Origin of the sequence: Achromobacter sp. Marseille-Q4954 (assembly GCF_943737025.1) — a bacterium.
Lineage (GTDB): Bacteria > Pseudomonadota > Gammaproteobacteria > Burkholderiales > Burkholderiaceae_B > Achromobacter > Achromobacter bronchisepticus_A.
Genome location: NZ_CALSFQ010000002.1, coordinates 75237 through 92443 on the forward strand (window position 1 = coordinate 75237; position 17207 = coordinate 92443).

At 65.3% G+C, this 17207-nt stretch carries 18 protein-coding genes; 13 read left to right on the forward strand and 5 right to left on the reverse strand.

Annotation, left to right across the window (positions count from 1 at the left end):
• The first annotated feature begins 53 nt into the window (after window positions 1-53).
• The gene (locus NGK62_RS18365) at window positions 54-968 is read left to right on the forward strand and encodes a LysR family transcriptional regulator (protein WP_118932191.1); all 915 of its coding nucleotides are present in this window, start codon (window positions 54-56) and stop codon (window positions 966-968) included.
• Window positions 969-1025: 57 nt separating this feature from the next.
• On the opposite strand, the gene NGK62_RS18370 is transcribed toward NGK62_RS18365, so the two are convergent.
• On the reverse strand, window positions 1026-2192 hold the full coding sequence (locus tag NGK62_RS18370) for a mandelate racemase/muconate lactonizing enzyme family protein (protein ID WP_251879719.1): 1167 nt from the start codon (window positions 2190-2192) through the stop codon (window positions 1026-1028).
• Window positions 2193-2273: 81 nt separating this feature from the next.
• Between NGK62_RS18370 and NGK62_RS18375 the strand changes: the two genes are divergently transcribed.
• The 5 genes from NGK62_RS18375 to NGK62_RS18395 are packed head-to-tail and all read left to right on the forward strand — an operon-like array spanning window position 2274 to window position 7341.
• Window positions 2274-3041 (forward strand): ABC transporter permease, encoded by a 768-nt coding sequence (locus NGK62_RS18375; RefSeq protein ID WP_251879720.1) that lies wholly within the window; start codon window positions 2274-2276, stop codon window positions 3039-3041.
• Window positions 3042-3070: 29 nt separating this feature from the next.
• Window positions 3071-3928 (forward strand): ABC transporter ATP-binding protein, encoded by an 858-nt coding sequence (locus tag NGK62_RS18380; RefSeq protein ID WP_251879721.1) that lies wholly within the window; start codon window positions 3071-3073, stop codon window positions 3926-3928.
• A gap of 34 nt (window positions 3929-3962) precedes the next feature.
• Complete coding sequence (locus NGK62_RS18385; protein ID WP_251879722.1) at window positions 3963-4961, forward strand: ABC transporter substrate-binding protein; 999 nt, start codon at window positions 3963-3965, stop codon at window positions 4959-4961.
• Entirely contained in the window at window positions 4958-6625 is a 1668-nt protein-coding gene (locus tag NGK62_RS18390; RefSeq protein ID WP_251879723.1) for a GMC family oxidoreductase, read from the forward strand. The genes NGK62_RS18385 and NGK62_RS18390 overlap by 4 nt, the downstream gene beginning before the upstream one ends.
• On the forward strand, window positions 6622-7341 hold the full coding sequence (locus NGK62_RS18395) for a GntR family transcriptional regulator (protein ID WP_059373200.1): 720 nt from the start codon (window positions 6622-6624) through the stop codon (window positions 7339-7341). Before NGK62_RS18390 ends, NGK62_RS18395 begins: the two co-directional genes overlap by 4 nt.
• A 45-nt stretch (window positions 7342-7386) precedes the next feature.
• Here NGK62_RS18395 and NGK62_RS18400 read toward each other — a convergent pair whose 3' ends face one another.
• Window positions 7387-8199, reverse strand: a complete 813-nt coding sequence (locus NGK62_RS18400; RefSeq protein ID WP_251879724.1) for an aminoglycoside adenylyltransferase family protein — start codon at window positions 8197-8199, stop codon at window positions 7387-7389.
• A 184-nt stretch (window positions 8200-8383) separates the two neighbouring features.
• Between NGK62_RS18400 and NGK62_RS18405 the strand changes: the two genes are divergently transcribed.
• The 6 genes from NGK62_RS18405 to NGK62_RS18430 all read left to right on the forward strand — a co-directional run bounded on the left by NGK62_RS18405 (window position 8384) and on the right by NGK62_RS18430 (window position 12463).
• Window positions 8384-8941: a hypothetical protein gene (locus tag NGK62_RS18405; RefSeq protein WP_251879725.1), complete on the forward strand. Its 558-nt coding sequence runs from the start codon at window positions 8384-8386 to the stop codon at window positions 8939-8941.
• Between the two features lie 23 nt (window positions 8942-8964).
• Complete coding sequence (locus NGK62_RS18410; RefSeq protein ID WP_251879726.1) at window positions 8965-9972, forward strand: hypothetical protein; 1008 nt, start codon at window positions 8965-8967, stop codon at window positions 9970-9972.
• Between the two features lie 59 nt (window positions 9973-10031).
• On the forward strand, window positions 10032-11240 hold the full coding sequence (locus tag NGK62_RS18415) for a hypothetical protein (RefSeq protein WP_251879727.1): 1209 nt from the start codon (window positions 10032-10034) through the stop codon (window positions 11238-11240).
• Window positions 11241-11325: 85 nt separating this feature from the next.
• Complete coding sequence (locus NGK62_RS18420; RefSeq protein WP_251879728.1) at window positions 11326-11742, forward strand: VOC family protein; 417 nt, start codon at window positions 11326-11328, stop codon at window positions 11740-11742.
• Between the two features lie 84 nt (window positions 11743-11826).
• Entirely contained in the window at window positions 11827-12174 is a 348-nt protein-coding gene (locus tag NGK62_RS18425; protein WP_052952275.1) for a hypothetical protein, read from the forward strand.
• Window positions 12175-12226: 52 nt separating this feature from the next.
• Window positions 12227-12463: a tautomerase family protein gene (locus tag NGK62_RS18430; protein WP_047351050.1), complete on the forward strand. Its 237-nt coding sequence runs from the start codon at window positions 12227-12229 to the stop codon at window positions 12461-12463.
• Window positions 12464-12529: 66 nt separating this feature from the next.
• On the opposite strand, the gene NGK62_RS18435 is transcribed toward NGK62_RS18430, so the two are convergent.
• The 3 genes from NGK62_RS18435 to NGK62_RS18445 all read right to left on the reverse strand — a co-directional run bounded on the left by NGK62_RS18435 (window position 12530) and on the right by NGK62_RS18445 (window position 16268).
• Window positions 12530-13456 carry a hypothetical protein gene (locus NGK62_RS18435; RefSeq protein ID WP_251879729.1) on the reverse strand — a complete coding sequence of 309 codons (927 nt, stop codon included), beginning with the start codon at window positions 13454-13456 and terminating at the stop codon, window positions 12530-12532.
• A gap of 155 nt (window positions 13457-13611) precedes the next feature.
• Window positions 13612-15225 (reverse strand): NAD(P)/FAD-dependent oxidoreductase, encoded by a 1614-nt coding sequence (locus tag NGK62_RS18440; RefSeq protein WP_059373186.1) that lies wholly within the window; start codon window positions 15223-15225, stop codon window positions 13612-13614.
• Between the two features lie 89 nt (window positions 15226-15314).
• On the reverse strand, window positions 15315-16268 hold the full coding sequence (locus NGK62_RS18445; RefSeq protein WP_251879730.1) for a GlxA family transcriptional regulator: 954 nt from the start codon (window positions 16266-16268) through the stop codon (window positions 15315-15317).
• Window positions 16269-16404: 136 nt separating this feature from the next.
• On the opposite strand from NGK62_RS18445, the gene NGK62_RS18450 reads away from it, so the two are divergent.
• Complete coding sequence (locus tag NGK62_RS18450; protein WP_251879731.1) at window positions 16405-17205, forward strand: SDR family NAD(P)-dependent oxidoreductase; 801 nt, start codon at window positions 16405-16407, stop codon at window positions 17203-17205.
• Window positions 17206-17207 lie beyond the last annotated feature (2 nt).

Sequence of the window (17207 nt, forward strand, 5' to 3'; positions counted from 1 at the left end):
CAATGAATCGGTCTATATTGCAACGTAGGATTGCGTATTTCGCAAAGATAACCATGGATAAACTGCAAGCCTTGCGCGTCTTCCTGGATGTGGCCGAGTCAGGAGGATTCTCCAAAACCGCGCGGCGCCTGGGGGTCGCCACGTCTTCCGTCACGCGGCTGATCGATACCCTGGAGGCGTCTCTCGGTACCGCGCTGCTGACCCGGTCGACGCGCCGGGTAACGTTGACCGACGCAGGAGCGACTTACCTGGAGCAGGTGTCCAGGGTTGTGTCGGATCTGGAGGAGGCCGACGGCAGCGTGTCGGATGTTGGCGCGGTCGCGGTCGGACCCTTGCGGGTTTCCTTGCCAGTGACCTTCGCGCGCTTGTGCCTGGGACCCTATATCTCGGGTTTCCTGCGCGAGAATCCGCGCGTGTCACTGGATCTGGTGCTATCCGATGCGTATGTGGACCTGGTGGCGGAGCGGATCGATGTCGCTGTCCGCATCGGCACACCGGACTTGCAGCCTCAATTGATCGTGCGCAAATTGGCCGAGCACCGGCGCTATGTGGTGGCCAGCCATGAATACCTGGAGCGGCACGGCACGCCCACTGCGCCTGAGGAGTTGACACAGCACGACTGTCTGCGATTCGCCCACCAGGCCGGGCCGCAACGCTGGTCGTTCCTTCGCGGCGATGACGAGGTGCGGCACGTGGAGGTGCAGGGGCGTTTGGCCGCCAACAACTCGGACATGCTGCGCGAAGCTGTGCTGGATGGGCAGGGCATCGCGTTGCTGGCGGAATGGCTGATCCGGGAGGACGTGCGGGCCGGGCGGCTGCGCCGGTTCTTCGAGGACTACGAGGTCAATCCTCAAGAACAGAGTGTGTGCGTCCATGCGGCGTATCTACCGAATCGCAGGCACTCCAAGAAGGTCCAGGTATTCCTCGATTTTCTCCAGATGCGTCTTGCGAGGAGCACGGCCGGCTGACGTCAAGCCCTGTTGAACCCCGCGGCCCGGACAATTGCGGGCCTTCTTTCCGGGATGTTATGAACGCATACCGCAGATATCGCGCAATTGCGCGATATCCGGCTGCACGCCCAGCCCCGCCGCGTTTCCGAGCTGGGCCTCTCCTTCAACGATCGCACCCAATGCCGGACTGAGAGCCGCGCGCAGCGGGTTCTCGTTGGCATCGATTTCAAGCATGCCGCCGGCTCGTCCCCGCGCCGCCAGAATGTGCGCCGACGCAAGCTGGCCGACACCCGCTCCAAGGAAATGCGGGCAGTAGCGCAGTCCGGCCTCGTGAATCCTGTCGATCACGGGCAAGCAGCCGGATATGCCGCCCCATTTGGCCAGGTCCGGCTGCACGACCTTGAGCGTCCTGCTGTTGATCATGGCCTCGAAGGCGTCTGAACCGATGAGGTTCTCTCCGGCTGCGAGGGGGATATCCGTTTTTTCTGCCAACTGCGCCCAGTCCGATAGCGGGCGATCGGCGCGCAGCGGCTCTTCCAGCCAGCGCGGCGTGAACTCGCTGAAGCGGCTGCTCATGTGTAGAGCGCCCGCCAGATCCCAGGCCTGATTGGCGTCCAGCATGAGCTCGCTGCCCGAGGGCAGCCGGGCGCGCACCGTTCTGACATTGGCGAGATCCCGCTCCTCGCCAAAGCCCACCTTGAGCTTGAAGGCGCGATAGCCCTCCGCGTGTTTTGCGAGCACCGTATCTTCGGGGCGGTCAGGGTTGATGCCGCTTGCATAGACGCGGATCACGTCCGAGGCGCCGCCCAGGAATTGCCATAGCGGCGCGCCAGCCCGGCGCGACAGCATGTCCCACAAGGCCAGGTCGATGCCGGCGATTACCTGCGCGATGGGGCCAGGTTCGCCCGACTGGATGGCGAGCACCGCGGTGCGCGCGCTCATGTGGGCAAACGCGGCTTGGGCCGAGGCGTAGGACTGGCCGACGACCAGCGGCGCGACCACGGTTTCAAGCAGGCGGGCGCGGTGTTCGGCGCCGCAGCCGGGAAAGTTGCACCAGACCTCGCCCCAGCCCACCGCGCCATCCGTGTCCTCGACCCGCACGAGCAGGGCGGGGCGGTCATGCATGGTGCCGAACGAGGTTTGTACCGGACGCTTGACCGGCCATCGCAGGGCGTAGGCCTCGATACGCGCAAGCGTGAATGGTTCGATGGCCCAGGCTTGATTCGTATTAGGGTTTGTCATGGCATTAAGATATTAAGTGCTGGTCTATAGTATGTTTAGCACTTACGGATTGCAACTCAGGTCTAACCCTCTATACACACCATGCGCCTTCCGTCCTTTATCTCGCGCCCGCTGCTCGTCGCGGCGCCATGGCTATGCATCCTCTTGCTGTGGCTGGCGGTGCGCGCCAGCGGGCTGGTCAGCCCCGCGCTCGTGCCTTCGCCCGCCGCGGTCGTCGAAAAGTTCATAGAGCTCTCCAAGGACCGGCTGTGGCTGGACATCTGGATGTCGGCCCGCCGCGTTTTCACCGGAGTCGCGCTAGGCATCCTGGTGGCAGTGCCCGTGGGTTTTTGCCTGGGCTGGTATCGCGGGCTGCGGGTCTTCATCGATCCCGTCATCAATTTCTTCCGCGCGCTCCCGCCGATCGCGCTGATTCCGCTGGTGATCGTCTACTTCGGCATCGGCGAATCGGCCAAGACCGTCATCCTGTTCTATGCCTCGTTCTTTGCCGGCGTCATCGTGATGTACGAGGGCATCGCCCAGATCAGCCCGATCTTCGTGCGCGTCGCACGGACGCTGGGCGCCAATGATGTGGAGATCTTCATCAAGGTCATCGTCCCGTTGACCGTGCCGCACATCCTGACCGCCATCCGGGTGGCGCTGGGCGTGGCCTGGGCCACGCTGGTGGCGTCCGAACTCATTGCGGCCCAGCAGGGGCTGGGGGCGCTGATCCAGAATGCCTCCTCGTTCTTCCAGCTGGACGTGATCTACGTCGGGATCATCTGCATCGGCCTCATCGCCATGCTGATGGACCTGGCGCTGAGGGCCGCAAGCCGGCGCCTGGTCGCGTGGCAAGACCGTATCGCCTGAGACCATCCCGGACATTCAAGACCATGACCATGAGCACTCAACTGCGCAGCGTGGATACCGCAACGCCGAAGCCTTCCCAGGAACCGGAAGTCAGGATCAGGTTCGACAACGTTACGGTGGACTTTCCCACGGCCACAGGCCCCATGAGGGTGGTGGATGGCGTGACGCTGGACATCCGGGATGGCGAGTTCGTGTCCATCATCGGCCCCTCGGGTTGCGGCAAGACGACCTTGATGAACATCGTCGGCGGCTTCGTGCAGCCCACCTCCGGCTCCGTGACGCTGGATGGGCAGCCTGTCACGGCGCCCGGACCCGACCGCGGCGTGATCTTCCAGGAATATGGCGTCTTCCCGTGGCTGACGGTGCGCGGCAACATCGAGTTCGGCATGAAGCTCGCGGCCAACAAGACGAGCCCGCGGGAGCGCGCCGAGATCTGCCAGCGCTACATGAAGCTGATGGGCCTGAGCGATTTCGCCGATCACTTCCCGAAGCACCTGTCCGGCGGTATGCGGCAGCGGCTGGCAATCGCGCGAGCCTACGCCGTCAAGCCCCAGTTCCTGTTGATGGACGAGCCCTTTGGCGCGCTGGATGCGCAGACCCGGACCGCGATGCAGGACCTGCTGCTCGAAGTGCTGCAGACCGAGGGCAAGACGGTGATGCTGATCACCCACTCGGTGGAAGAGGCCATCTACCTGTCGTCGAAGATCGTCGTGGTCACAGCGAGGCCTTCCAAGGTACGCAAGGTGATAGACGTGCCTTTCGGCTACCCCCGATCGGAGCGGGTCCACGAGGACCCGCGCTTCGTCGAGCTGAGCCGCGAGATCCGGGAGCTTGTCATGTTCGAGTACGAAGCCCAGGCCCGCCAATCCGTCCGGCCGACCGATTGAGCCTGCGTCGGCAGCCCCACCACAAGGAGACACCATGAAGCTCGACCGCAGAACCTTACTCAAGGCCGGCATGGCCGCTTCCATCGCAGCGATCGCGGCGCCCGCCATAGGCCAGGCGCGCAAGAAACTGCGCGTAGGCTACCTGCATACGCCCGCCGTCGACGGCCACTTGCGGCTGGGCTTGCAGATGGGCAGCTACGCCAAGCATGGTTTGGAACTGGAGCCCATCGTCTTCACCACGGGGTTGGAAATCTTCCAGGCCATGATAGGCGGCAGCCTTGATGTGCTGGCCACCGGCGCGGTTGTGTCGAACTTCCCCGCCCGCGGCCAGGGCAAGGTCTTTCTCGTGAACGACATCGAGTACGGCACTGCCCAACTCTGGGTCCGCGACGAGTCGATCAAGACCGTGGCCGACCTGAAGGGCAAGCAGATCTCCACGACCACGGGCACGACCGCCCATGTGTTCCTGGACCGGGCCTTGCGCGCGGCCAAGCTGGACCCGGGCAAGGACGTGCAGATCGTCAACCAGCGCATGGCCGACGCCGTGACTTCGTTCGTCTCCGGCGCGGTCAGCGCGGTCGCGCTGTGGGTGCCGTTCGACACGATCGTCCGGTCCAAGGTGTCCAATGCGCGCATGCTGATCGACGCTTCCGCGTTCTATCCGGAGGCGGCGATCATGGGCGGATGGGCGGCCAGGAACGATTTCTACGAGGCCCAGAAGCCGGCCATCCGCAGCCTCATCGCCGCCTGGGGCGAGGCCAACGACGCCATCGTGAAAACTCCGGATGCCGCGGTGGAGACGCTGCAGAAGACACAGTACAAAGACGTGCCGCTGGCCGAGTTCAAGGCGCAGTTCAAGCAGGCCAAGTATTTCTCCACGGCCGAATGGCGCACCAAGTACGAAGACGGTTCAGTGACCCGCTGGCTGCAGCAGGTGACCGACTTCTTCGCGCAGGCCGGGAACATTCCGAATCCGGTTCCGGCGTCGCGCTACTTCGATCCTTCTGCCTATCTGGAGGCGATCAAGGCATGAGCATTCCGGCTGGGACGGGCTTTGACTACATCGTCATTGGCGGCGGCTCCGCCGGATGCGTGCTGGCCAATCGGCTCAGCCGCGATCCTGTGGTGCGCGTGCTGCTGCTGGAGGCGGGAGCGGCCGCGCACAATTTCTGGCTCAAGCTGCCGGTGGGCTACTTCAAGACCATCTACGATCCGCGGTTCTCCCGGCTGTTCCCGGTCGAAGCCCAGGCCGAGACCGGCGATCGCACCATCCTGTGGCCGCGCGGCAAGGCGCTGGGCGGGTCTAGCGTGATCAACGGCTTGTTGTATATCCGCGGGCAACATGAGGACTACGACGACTGGGCCGATCTCGGCGCGACCGGCTGGGCCTATCGGGACGTGCTGCCGTATTTCAAGAAATCCGAGCGCTACGACGGGGGCGAGTCCGAGTACCACGGGGGGGCCGGCGAACTCCGCGTCTCCAATCTGCGCAATGAACATCCCTACACGGCTGCGTGGGTGGAAGCGGCAGTCGAGGCCGGCTGCCGCCGAAATGACGATTTCAATGGCGCCGAATCGGAAGGGGTGGGACCTTACCAGTTGACCCTCGGCAGCCGTTGGCGCTGCGACGCCGCGACCGCCTTCCTGTATCCGGTCCGGTCGCGTCCGAACCTGGTGATCGAAACCGGCGCCCATGTCACGCGGATCCTGATCGAAGGCGGCCGGGCGCTGGGCGTGGAGTGGGTGCAAGAGGGCCAATTGAAGCGTGCGATGGCGGATGCCGAGGTGGTGCTTGCGGCGGGCGCGCTGCAATCGCCCCAGGTGCTGCAGCTTTCGGGCGTGGGCGATGCGGCGCTGCTTGCCAGGCACGGCATCGCGGTTGCGGCGCACGCGCCGGAAGTCGGCCGCAACCTGCAGGACCATTACCAGGCGCGCGTGATCGTCAAGCTGAAGCGGCGCATGTCGCTCAACGACGCGGTGCGCAATCCGCTCAGCCTTGCGGGCATGGGAGCGCAGTGGCTGTTCCAGGGCAGGGGACCGCTCACGGTGGGCGCGGGCCAGGTGGGGGGACTGGCGGCGACCGAGCACGCGGTCGGCGGCCGGGCGGACATCCTCTTCAATGTCATGCCGCTGTCGGTCGACAAACCCGGCGACCCGTTGCACCGGTTTTCCGGTTTCTCCGCGTCGGCGACGCAATGCCGGCCCGATTCGCGCGGCACCGTGGAGATCGTGGGCACGGATCCATTGGCATCGCCGCGCATCGTCTCGAACTATCTGACCGAGCCGCGCGATGCGAAGGTCCTGGTCGCGGGCTTGCGCATGTTGCGCGACATCTATGCCCAGCCGTCGTTCCGCGATCTGGTGACCGGCGTGGAGTACCTGCCGGGCAACGATGTCACGACCGCCGCCGCATTGGAGCAATTCGCGCGCAACAAGGGAGGCACGGTGTTCCATCCCGCCGGCACCTGCCGCATGGGCGGGGATGACGGGGCTGTGGTCGATGCGCGCTTGCGCGTGCGCGGGATCGAGCGCTTGCGCGTCGTCGATGCTTCGGTCATGCCCCGCATGGTGTCGACAAACACAAACGCCGCCGCGATCCTGATCGGCGAGAAGGGCGCCGCGCTGATCCTGGAAGACGCGCGCGGCGCGGCCCGGCCGCAGGCGCGTGATATAGTCGCGGACACTTTGACGCCATGATTCTCGACACCGCCCAAGCCCCTCTCTACGTTCAACTTTCGGATCTGTTCCGGCAGCGGATCCTGAAGGGTGTGTGGAAGAACGGCGAGAAATTGCCCTCGCTGGACGCGCTGGCCGAGGAGTTCCACGTGGCCAAGGTCACGGTGCGCCAGGCGATCGAAAGGCTCACCCGCGACGGACTGCTTTCACCGCAGCGGGGGCGCGGCACTTTCGTGACGGGCGCGCCCCAGGACAACCGCTGGTTCCGTGTCGAGACCACGCTCGAGAACCTGTCCAGCGTCTATCGGGATACGCACCCGACCATCCTCAATATCGATGAGTCCACGCGCACGCCATTGCTGAACGATTCGGACGGCGTCGCGGCGGAAAAGTATGTCTTCATGCGGCGCATTCACGCCCGCAATGGGCAGCCGTACTGCGTCATCAACATCTACCTGGACGCCGCCATCTTTGCCAAGCACCCTGCGCGCTTTCGCAAGGAAACCGTCATCCCCATTCTGATGGGGATGTCCTCGGTGGATATCGTCTCTGCCCGCCAGGTGCTGACCATTTCGACCGCCGATGTCGAGGTGGCGCGGCATTTGGGCATCAATGTGAATGCGCCGGTGGCGGAAGTCCGGCGCGTGTTCACCGGACCGGACCGCCGCGTCATCTACCTGGGCGAAGTGACGTATCGCGGCGATTTCGTGCGCATGGAAATCGACCTGAAGCCGTGATGCCTGAAAGGCTGCCCGCTGCATCCGCGCTGGCAAGCAGGCCGTTCATGTGTTCCAGGGCTGTCGGCTGCCGGCCAGTCCTTCAATAGCGGCGCGGGCGTGGGCAATGAATGCCGCGGTTTCGGCAGCGTGCCGTTGCGCCAGATCGTCTTCCTCTTGTCCCAGATAGATCGCGCGCGCCTTGCTCAGGACGGGGCGGTAGGGCGCTTCCAACCTCTCCAGCAGCCACGCCGCCGCCTGGTCCTTGGAGGCGATGCCCCCGGAGACGGCCGTGTACCAGATGCGCGCCAGCGCGAGGATGATGTGCTTTTCGTCGCCCGCCCAGTCCTCGGGCGTGTTCCACTGCGCGACGGTGTCCAGCAGTGCCCGCCTCAGGTCTGCGCGGGGGACGGCCTGGAGCAACTGGGCGGCCTCCGGGCCGACGATAGGGGTGCTGTGGCCACGGACCTTGGTGAGCAGGATGGCCAGATCGTGGTCCATCATGGGCGGTTCCACGACGCCCGCCATCAGATCGGTTCGCAGCCATTCGCCGAACTGGAGTTCGCGCCTGGCTGGGTGGCGCCAAGGCACGACGTGTTCCAGCGCCAGCACGGTGACTTCGAGCGCGCGCAAGTCGGGCGATGAACCGGGCGGGGCGGAGATCGCCAATAGCGCCGTGGCCAGCGCGCGCAGCACGGTTTCGTCCGGCGGCTGGGTCACGGTGACGAGCAGGTCGATATCGCTATGGGGTTGCAGCCCGCCGTCCGCGGCGGAACCGAACAGGTGGATGGCGACGAGGCCTGCGCCCAGATGTCGTTCGATGAGGCTGCTGGCCGCTGCGACCTGGTGGGCGATTGAGGGAGGAACGAGATGAGCCATGCGTCGATAGTAGCGAAGTTCGCGCGCGGCCGGCAGGCCGGCGGCGCGCATGCCATGGCGGCAACGCCGGCACTGGTACTATGCCGGCGCAAGGCTCCAGTCCGATGATCCCCACAAGCCCACGACAGGCACCGAGATGATACGTTTATTGCTCCGAGCCGGCGCCCTGGCCGCAGGCGTCCTGATGGCAATGGCCAGCCAGGCGCAATCGCCTGCGCCAGCGCCCAATATTGGAGGCTGGCGCCAGGTGTCGGACAGCCAGTTCAACCGGCAATTTCATTTTTCGATGCTGCCCGGCGTGGCGGCCATCGGCAGCAACTGGGCGGTGTACGACTCCCGCGCAGGGAAGGTGGTGTGCTGCCTGGTCGTGGAAGGGTCCGAGGTGTCGGAAGAGCAACTGGGCAGCGTCTATGACATTCCGGGCCCCTGGATCACCGACCTGACCAATGGCTGGAACCTGGACGCGGCGCCTTACCGGCCGCGGGTGCAGTTGCTGCGGGTTGATGGGGAGTTGCGCGACTACGAGTTCGCCGATGCGGGAGACGGTGCGGGCGGGCTGCTGGTGCCTGACCATGCCGGCGCCGTCGCCGCCCGCACGCTGGAGATCGACGGGCAGCGCTATGCCGTGGAGCGCAAGGATTCGGCGCTCGCTGATGGCGATGGCGGCGTGTACACGTATAGCCTGCGTCCGGCCAAGGGCGGCGCGCCGCTGAAGATCGAGGTTCCCATCGGAACCTATTGAGTCCGGGAGGCGGCGATCAACGCATGAAGCAGACCCTGCAAATAGAAGATGCTCCGCTCACCGAGGACGACATTCTGCTGCTGCGCAGATGCTCCCGCGGCAGACGGTTGATGGCCGTGTTCGGCGTCTTCGTGGTGCTGCTGCTGGTGCTTTCCGTGTTGACCTTTGTCGTGCTCGGTCTGTCCGAGTGGCGCGCGCTGGATGTCGGCGGAGGCGCGGTACTGCTGGCGGGCATTGCGGTGATGGGAGCGCTGGCGGTGTTTTTCGGGCGCAAGCTGCTGCGCATTCCGCGAGGTTGGCGCAGCCTCGACCGGGCGCTGAAGGGACGGCTGGCCAAGCAGATCGTTTCAGGCCGGCTGACGTCGTTTGGTCCGGGTTTCTCGACGCCGGGCGTGTGCTACGGATTCGGCGAGCAGCGCGTGGAGGCCGCCTTGCCGTTCTGGAACGAGATCGCCAGCGACACTCGCAGCGGACACGGGCCCGCGACGGCCGTGGGCCTGACGGATCTGCCCGTGCGCCTGCACCTGCTGACCCTACAGCCAGACTCGCCTCCCGTGCTGTTGCGGGCGGAGTACCCCATGAGCGCGGAGTCCCTGGTCGCTGTCGAGGAAATCAGCGATGCCGACCGTGCGGCCGTGCGCAGGGAAGAGTTGGACGCGCGCAAGTTCATGCTGATCTTTGCCCTTGTGCCGCTGGTGGGAGGGCTGTTTTTGCCGCCGCTGCTGTTCGTCGCGGCGATCTTTGCGATCCTGGGGATGCTGTTCGGCATGCGCAGCCGCAAGCTGCAGCGGGGGCTCTACAAGCACGGCGTGCGGGGCGTGGTCGAAGAGGCCGTGGTCTACCGGCTGCGCAGCCCCAACTCCTCGATTGTCTCGCTGGTCCACAATTACCGCATCGGCGGCGTGATGTATCGGGTCGAATACCTGGGCGACGTGGTCGAACCCGGCAGGCGCGTCGAGTTCGAGTTCCTGGATGCGGGCCTGAACGGGCAGACTGCGCTGTTCTTCCGGGTGGATGGCGAACCTGCGTAGACGTCAATGAATGGACGGGATGGCGACAAGCGGATCCCGCCGAGCAAAAGGAGAGTAGCGTGTCCGTACCCACAGACGTGTCCGGCGAGCCGGCGGGCTCGGTGAGCGAAGCAGGGCAGTATCAGGTGAGTCTGATCGCGCCGGGCAGCCATGTCTTCGCAAGGGAAGCAGGCCGCGGCAACCTGATCATCGGTCCGGCCAGCATGGGCAAGAAGGCCGATCTGCGCGTGGCTGGCGAAGACGCCATCAACTGGGCGGTGTTCGATCCATTCTCCACGCCTGCCGGCTCGGCATGGCCGCGCCACATCGATTATTACGGCAACGACAGCGGCTTCTTCGGCTGGTCGCAAGGCCGCGAGATCGAGCAGTTCAGCTGGGCGCCGGCATTTTCGGACAGGCGCGCCATCGACGCCGGCGCGGCAAGAATCCAGACGCTGCATATCCGGCTGGACGCGGTGTCAGGGCATCTAGCCGCCAGACTGCCCCAGGTCCGCAACCTGGGGCTGTTTGGCGACCCGACGCGCATTACCGTGGCGGGGCCGCTGCCCGACATGCTGTCGCTGCAGCCTGCGCTGGGACGCCGGGCCGTCGGAGCTCCCTATGCCTTGCCCGACCTCGGCCCGCTGCAGAACGTGACTGCGCTGACGTTGCACGGCGCGCCGCTGGGACAAGCCATATCGCTGCAAGGGATCGAGCGCTTTCCGCAGTTGGAGAGCCTGTCGCTTTGGGGCAGCTTCAGCGACTGGGGGGCGCTGGCCCGGTTGTCGCGCCTGACGAGTCTGGAGATCCGCTACACGCCCGATCTGGCCGGGTTGCCGGAACTGGCCAGTTGGCCTCTGCTGGACAGGTTCATCGCCTTCAACGTCGACGAAGCGGCGGGCAAGCGATTGAAGGCACAGATGACGTCGAGGGCGAAGGTCCGCGCTTGGGGCGGCTACAGCTCCGTCTCCAAGCTGCGCAAGCAGGAGTGGTGGCAGAGCGAATACGGCCGGCCATTCTCGGGCTGGAGCAGCCGCATGGCGAAGTCGGCGAACACCGCCTATGACAAGGCGCAGGCGGCGCTGGAAAGCGCCAGCAATCCCGCTGAGGTCCAAGTCGCAATCTCTGCCTTCGCCAGCCACTTCAATGGCATGAAGGGCATCGAGACCATGGAGCGCGAAGACATCGGCGAGGCGGTGTGGCAGTTCAGCCAGCTTGCCCTGGTCGAACGGTTGGGCGTAAGCGAAGAGCAGGCGCAGCGCTGGTTCGACGAGGCGAGGGATTACTGAGAGGCGTTGCTTCCCGCCCGGCGTTGCGGCCCGCGCATTCCCGCGCGCGCTATTCTGGCAGTCGGACTCACTTTCGGAGCAGCTCATGGAACCAAGAATCACGGTCATCACGCTGGGCGTCGATGATCTGGAAAAATCGGTGGCTTTCTATCGCGATGGGCTGGGGCTGTCGACCGAGGGCATCATCGGCAAGGAGTTCGAACACGGCGCGGTCGCGTTCTTCGACTTGCAGAATGGCGTGAAACTGGCCGTGTGGCCGCGCGAGAGCATGGCTGCCGACACGGGCATTGCGTTGCGGCCGGGCGGCTCTCTTGAATTCACCTTGGGACACAACGTGCGTTCCAAAACCGAGGTGGACGCGGTGATGCAGCAGGCTAATGGCGCGGGCGCCACCGTGGTCAAAGCCGCAGGCGATACCTTCTATGGCGGCTACGCGGGCTACTTCATGGATCCGGACGGGCATTTGTGGGAAGTGGTCTACAACCCTCAGATGCTGCCTTAGGAATAGTCGCGTAGCGCTCTGTTACGGTGACAAAGGGCCGCTTCCTTTAAGCTCCGCGAGTCTCAATTCTGATGGAGCTGGCGCATGTTCAAGCCCTTGATTTCCGTGGCGTCGATGGTTGCATTGTTGGGAATGGGCGGCATGGCCCGGGCCCAGGACCTGGTCCTGCCTTCCATTCCCGAAGCCACGGATGCGATCGTCGACATGCTGGCGGACACGGGCATGCCGCGGCCGTCCAAGGTCAAGCTTGGAACCTGCATCCCTGCGGTGGACGCCACCTATCCGGGCCAGGTCGCCTGCACGGTCGCGGTGACCCTGGGGGCTGCGGTCAGCGAGAACCAGATGGATTTCTACAAGCAGGACGGCAAGTGGAAAGCGCAGCCCAGCGTTTCCCAGGATAAGCTGCCGTTTCCTGATCCCAAGCTGGATTGAGAACGACCTCCGGCGTGGCGACGGGCACAGGCACTTCAACCAGGAGAAAGTCATGCCGTTCGTCAGTATCCGCATTACCCGCGATGGCGTTACCGCCGAGCAGAAAGCGCAGGTCATCCGCGAAGTCACCGAGACGCTCGAACGCGTGCTGCACAAGCCGCCGGAGTGGACGCACGTCGTGATCGAGGAAATCGACACGGACAACTGGGGTTTCGGCGGGGTGACGACGACCGAGATGCGGGCGGGCAGGGTGCCGACGCCGGGCGCCAAGCCGCAAAGTGGCGGCTAGGGACAACTACCCGCCGTGCCAGGCCTGGGCCATGCCCCAGACCTGTGAGCCGCAAGGGCTTTGGCGCTATTGGGGCTGACGCTCCAGCGCCATGGCCGGCTTTTGCAGCTTGCGATAGGCCATAACCAAGGTCAGGGAAAACAAGGAAACCAGCAGCGCCGCCGCGGGCAGTTGCGGCAGCGCGTCCCGCGGGAAGACATAGGCCAACAGCGGAAACGCGTACACGGCGGGCATGCGCATCTCGAACAGGCGCAGCAGCAGCCACATCAGCGCCAGGTCCAGCAGGACCACCGTCATCCAGTCCTCGACCGTCAGATAGAGCGCCACGCCGACAGCGGCCGACAGGGTCAGCACCGCAGTCTGCTTGAACAGCATGCGCCACGAGTACATCTTCATGTGCAGGGACTCGTACACCACCACGGCCACTGGCGGCAGTACGGCCAGGTGCGTATTGCCGGCGAGCGCGGCGATGCCGATTCCGGCCAGGCTGATGGCGGCATAGGCAGCCATCAGCCTGGGCTGGACGGAAGCGATGCGATCCGTGCTGGCGCGCAGCCGTCCCAGCATCACGCCCAGCATCAGTAGCAGGGTGCTGATCACAATGGCGGCAATGAATGACGGCTCGGTGGCGTTGGTCACCACCGGCAAAAAGCCCGTGGCCAGCGCAGGCGCCAGACTGTAGCGCAGCAGCAGGAAGAACAGCAGCATCGCTGCCAGGACGAGCGCCAGTTTGGCGGTATAGGGTATGGCCAGCAGGTTGATGCCGAAGCCCATCAAGGCCGTTGCCGTGGGCCAAAGAAAGATCTTCTCGGGATGGCGCATCCAACCGGGCTCGCGGTAGACCCACAAGGCGATTGCCATGGCGGCGATCTCGGGCAGCACGATCTCGCGATCGTTCCAGACGGCGGCGGCCGCGACCATTGCAGCGATGAACGCGAAGGCGCAGAAATACGACAGGCGTGCCTGGCGAGGCGTGAGCGTTGCTTGCTGCATGGCGGAACCCTTTTCGAAAATGCGCCTGGCCCGCTGCGCTGCATGAGGCAGTCGGGGCAATACGATGACGTCAGTTTCAAGCTTGACACGATGGGAAGGTCAAGCGGCGGGGTTCAGCAGGCGCATTTCGCGGGCCCGTGCCGGGCCCGGCACGCTTACCCCTGCTGGCTCATGATGCTCAAGGCCACCGCCTCGGCGATCTTGATGCCGTCCACGCCCGCCGAGAGGATGCCGCCGGCATAGCCCGCGCCTTCGCCAGCCGGGAACAGGCCTTGGGTATTGAGGCTTTGCAGGGTCTCGTTGTCGCGCTTGATGCGGATGGGCGACGAGGTGCGGGTTTCGACGCCGGTGAGCACGGCGTCGTGCATGCCGAAACCCTTGATGGTCTTGTCGAAGACGGGCAGCGCTTCGCGGATGGCGCTGATCGCGAATTCGGGCAGCGCGGCGGCCAGGTCGGTCAGGTGCACGCCCGGCGTATATGAGGGCTGCACGGAGCCGAATTCGGTCGAGGCCCGGCCGGCGATGAAATCGCCGACCAGTTGGCCTGGTGCGCTGTAATTGCGGCCGCCCAGCTCGAACGCCTGGGATTCCCATTTGCGCTGGAAATCCACGCCCGCCAGCACATGTTCGGGGTAATCGACCTCGGGCGAAATCCCGACCACGATGCCCGCGTTGGCGTTGCGCTCGTTGCGCGAGTACTGGCTCATGCCGTTGGTGACGACACGGTCGGGTTCGGACGTGGCAGCCACCACGGTGCCACCCGGGCACATGCAGAAGCTGTAGACCGAGCGTCCGTTGCTGGCATGATGCACCAGCTTGTAATCCGCCGCGCCCAGGATGGGGTGGCCGGCGTTGGGGCCGAAGCGGGCGCGGTCGATCAGCGACTGCGGATGTTCGATCCGGAAGCCGATCGAGAAGGGCTTGGCTTCCATGAACACGCCCTGGTCGTGCAGCATCTGGAAGGTGTCGCGCGCGCTGTGGCCGATGGCCAACACGACGTGGTCGGCCTCGATGTGCTCGCCGCCGGCCAGGGTCACGCCGGTGACGCGGCCGTTTTCCCGATGCAGCGTTTCGACCCTGCTGGAGAAGCGGACTTCGCCGCCCAGCTTGGTGATGGTGTCGCGCATGACTTCCACCATGCCGACCAGACGGAACGTGCCGATGTGCGGCTTGCTTACGTACAGGATTTCTTCGGGCGCGCCGGCCAGGACGAATTCCTTGAGCACTTTTTCGCCGTAGTGCTTGGGGTCTTTGATCTGGCTGTACAGCTTGCCGTCGGAGAAGGTGCCGGCGCCGCCTTCGCCGAATTGCACGTTCGAATCGGGGTTCAGGATGCGCTTGCGCCACAGGCCCCAGGTGTCCTTGGTCCGTTCGCGCACGGCCTTGCCGCGTTCCAGGATGATGGGCTTGAAACCCATCTGCGCCAGGACCAGCCCGGCGAACAGCCCACAGGGGCCGGTGCCGATGACGATGGGGCGCTTGCTCAGGTTGGCGGGCGCCTGGGCGACGAACTTGTATTCGGTGTCGGGAGTGGGCTTGACGTTGCGGTCGTCGTGATAGCGCTTGAGCAGCGCCGCTTCGTTTTCGACGTCGACGTCCAGCGTGTAGATCAGCAGGATGTTGTGCTTCTTGCGCGCGTCATAGCTGCGGGAGGCAACGGTGTAGCCGCGCAGATCGCTGGCCGCCACACCCAGTTTCTTGAGAATCGCGGCAGGCAATTCTTCGGGCGTGTGATTCAACGGCAGCTTGATTTCAGACAGTCGCAACATCTTTGGTCCAGATAAATGGGCGAGCACAACGTCGCCAAACGCGAATTGTACTGGACCGCAGGCCGGGGCCGCGGCGTATCCGGCGCCGATCAGGGGCCGGGAGGGCTGGCGCGCGCATCGCGCCGCACCGCCTGCGGCGGCATGCCGAAGCCGCGCAGAAAAGCCTCGCGCAAGTGGCGGCGGTCGCGAAAACCGGTTTCCCTGGCCACCACTTCCAGCGGATGCCGGCTGCTTTCTATCATCAGCCGGGCGGCTTCCAGTCGCAGCCCCTCGATGGCCTTGGCGGGCGACTGGCCGGTTTCGGCCGTGAATACACGGCTGAACTGGCGCGGGCTCAGGCTGGCGGCCTGGGCCAGATCCTCCACGCTCAGCGGCTGGGCGAGGTTGCGCCGGGCATGTTCCAGCGCCTGCTGGATGCGGTCGGACTTGGGCGCGAGCCTGAGCATTTCCGAATGCTGCGACTGTCCGCCCGAGCGGCGCTGATGCATCACCAGCCGGTGCGCCACCGCGCGCGCGAGTTCCGCGCCCAGGTCCTTCTCCACCAGCGCCAAGGCCAGGTCCATTTCCGCCGTCATGCCGGCGGAGGTCCAGACCGCCCCGTCGGCGATGTAGATGCGGTCGGCCTCGACCTGCGCGCGGGGGTGGCGCTGCTGCAAGGCGTCGGCCCAGTACCAGTGCGTGGTGGCGCGCCGCTCGTCCAGCAAGCCCGCTTCGGCCAGCAAGAATGCGCCGGTGCACAGGCCGGCGACGCGGCGCGAGCGTGGCGCGAGTTTCTCCAGCAGCCGGGGGAGTTCGGGCGAGACGGGCCTGGACAGGGGCGAAAGCACGCCGGCCACCAGCCAGGTGTCGGCCTGGCTGCGGGCGGTGAGCGGACGGGCCTGCACCGTCAGGCCCGCCGAGGCGCGCACCGCGCCGTCCAGGGCGTAGCTTTCCACGGCGTAGAAGGGCTCGCGCGCCACCGCGTTGGCGAGTTCGAATACGGCCTGCGTGCCCAGGCCGATGATTTGGAAGCCTTCGGGAAGTATGTAACCGATGCGGTGCATGGGGGCGTCCTGGCGGGTTCTGGCCCCGCATATGTCCAGCGTTGATGTCCTTATTTACGACTATATACGTCATTTACGCCATGCGCTGCAAGCCGCAACATGGCTCCCATCGCAACCCCTCTTTGTGAGTCCCAACATGGCACAAACCCAACCCGGCACCGCCCTCGTCACGGGCGCATCCAGCGGCATCGGCGCGCTGTACGCGGAAAAATTGGCGCAGCAGGGCTACGACCTGATCCTGGTCGCCCGCAACCGCGAGCGTCTGAACACGCTGGCCAGCGGCATCAGCACCCGCAGCGGCCGCGCGGTGGAGGTATTGGCGGCGGACCTGGGCGACCGCGCGTCGCTGGCCCGCGTCGAAGACCAGCTGCGCCAGGACGCCAGCATTGCCTTGCTGGTGAACAACGCCGGCATCGGCACGCATACGCCGCTGCTGCAAAGCGACGTGGAGCAGATGACGCGCATGGTCGATCTGAACGTCACCGCGCCGATGCGGCTGACCTATGCGGCGGTGCCGGGCTTCGTCGCGCGAGGCCGGGGCGCCATCATCAATATCGCTTCCGTCGTGGCGCTTGCGCCCGAAGTCCTGAACGGCGTCTATGGCGGCAGCAAGGCGTTCGTGCTGGCGTTCAGCCAGTCGCTGCAACACGAGCTGGCCGGGACCGGCGTGCAGGTGCAGGCGGTGCTGCCCGGCGCCACGGCCACGGACTTCTGGGCCATCGGCGGGCGGCCGGTGGAAACATTGGACCAGCGCATCGTGATGCGCGCCGAAGACCTGGTCGATGCCGCCTTGCTGGGCTTCGCGCGCGGCGAGAAGGTCACCATCCCCTCGCTGCACGCTGGCGAGGAATGGGACGCCTATGAAGCCGCGCGCCTGGCCATGGCGGGGCACCTGTCCAGCAGTACCGTTGCGCAGCGCTACGCGGCCGCGGTCTGAGC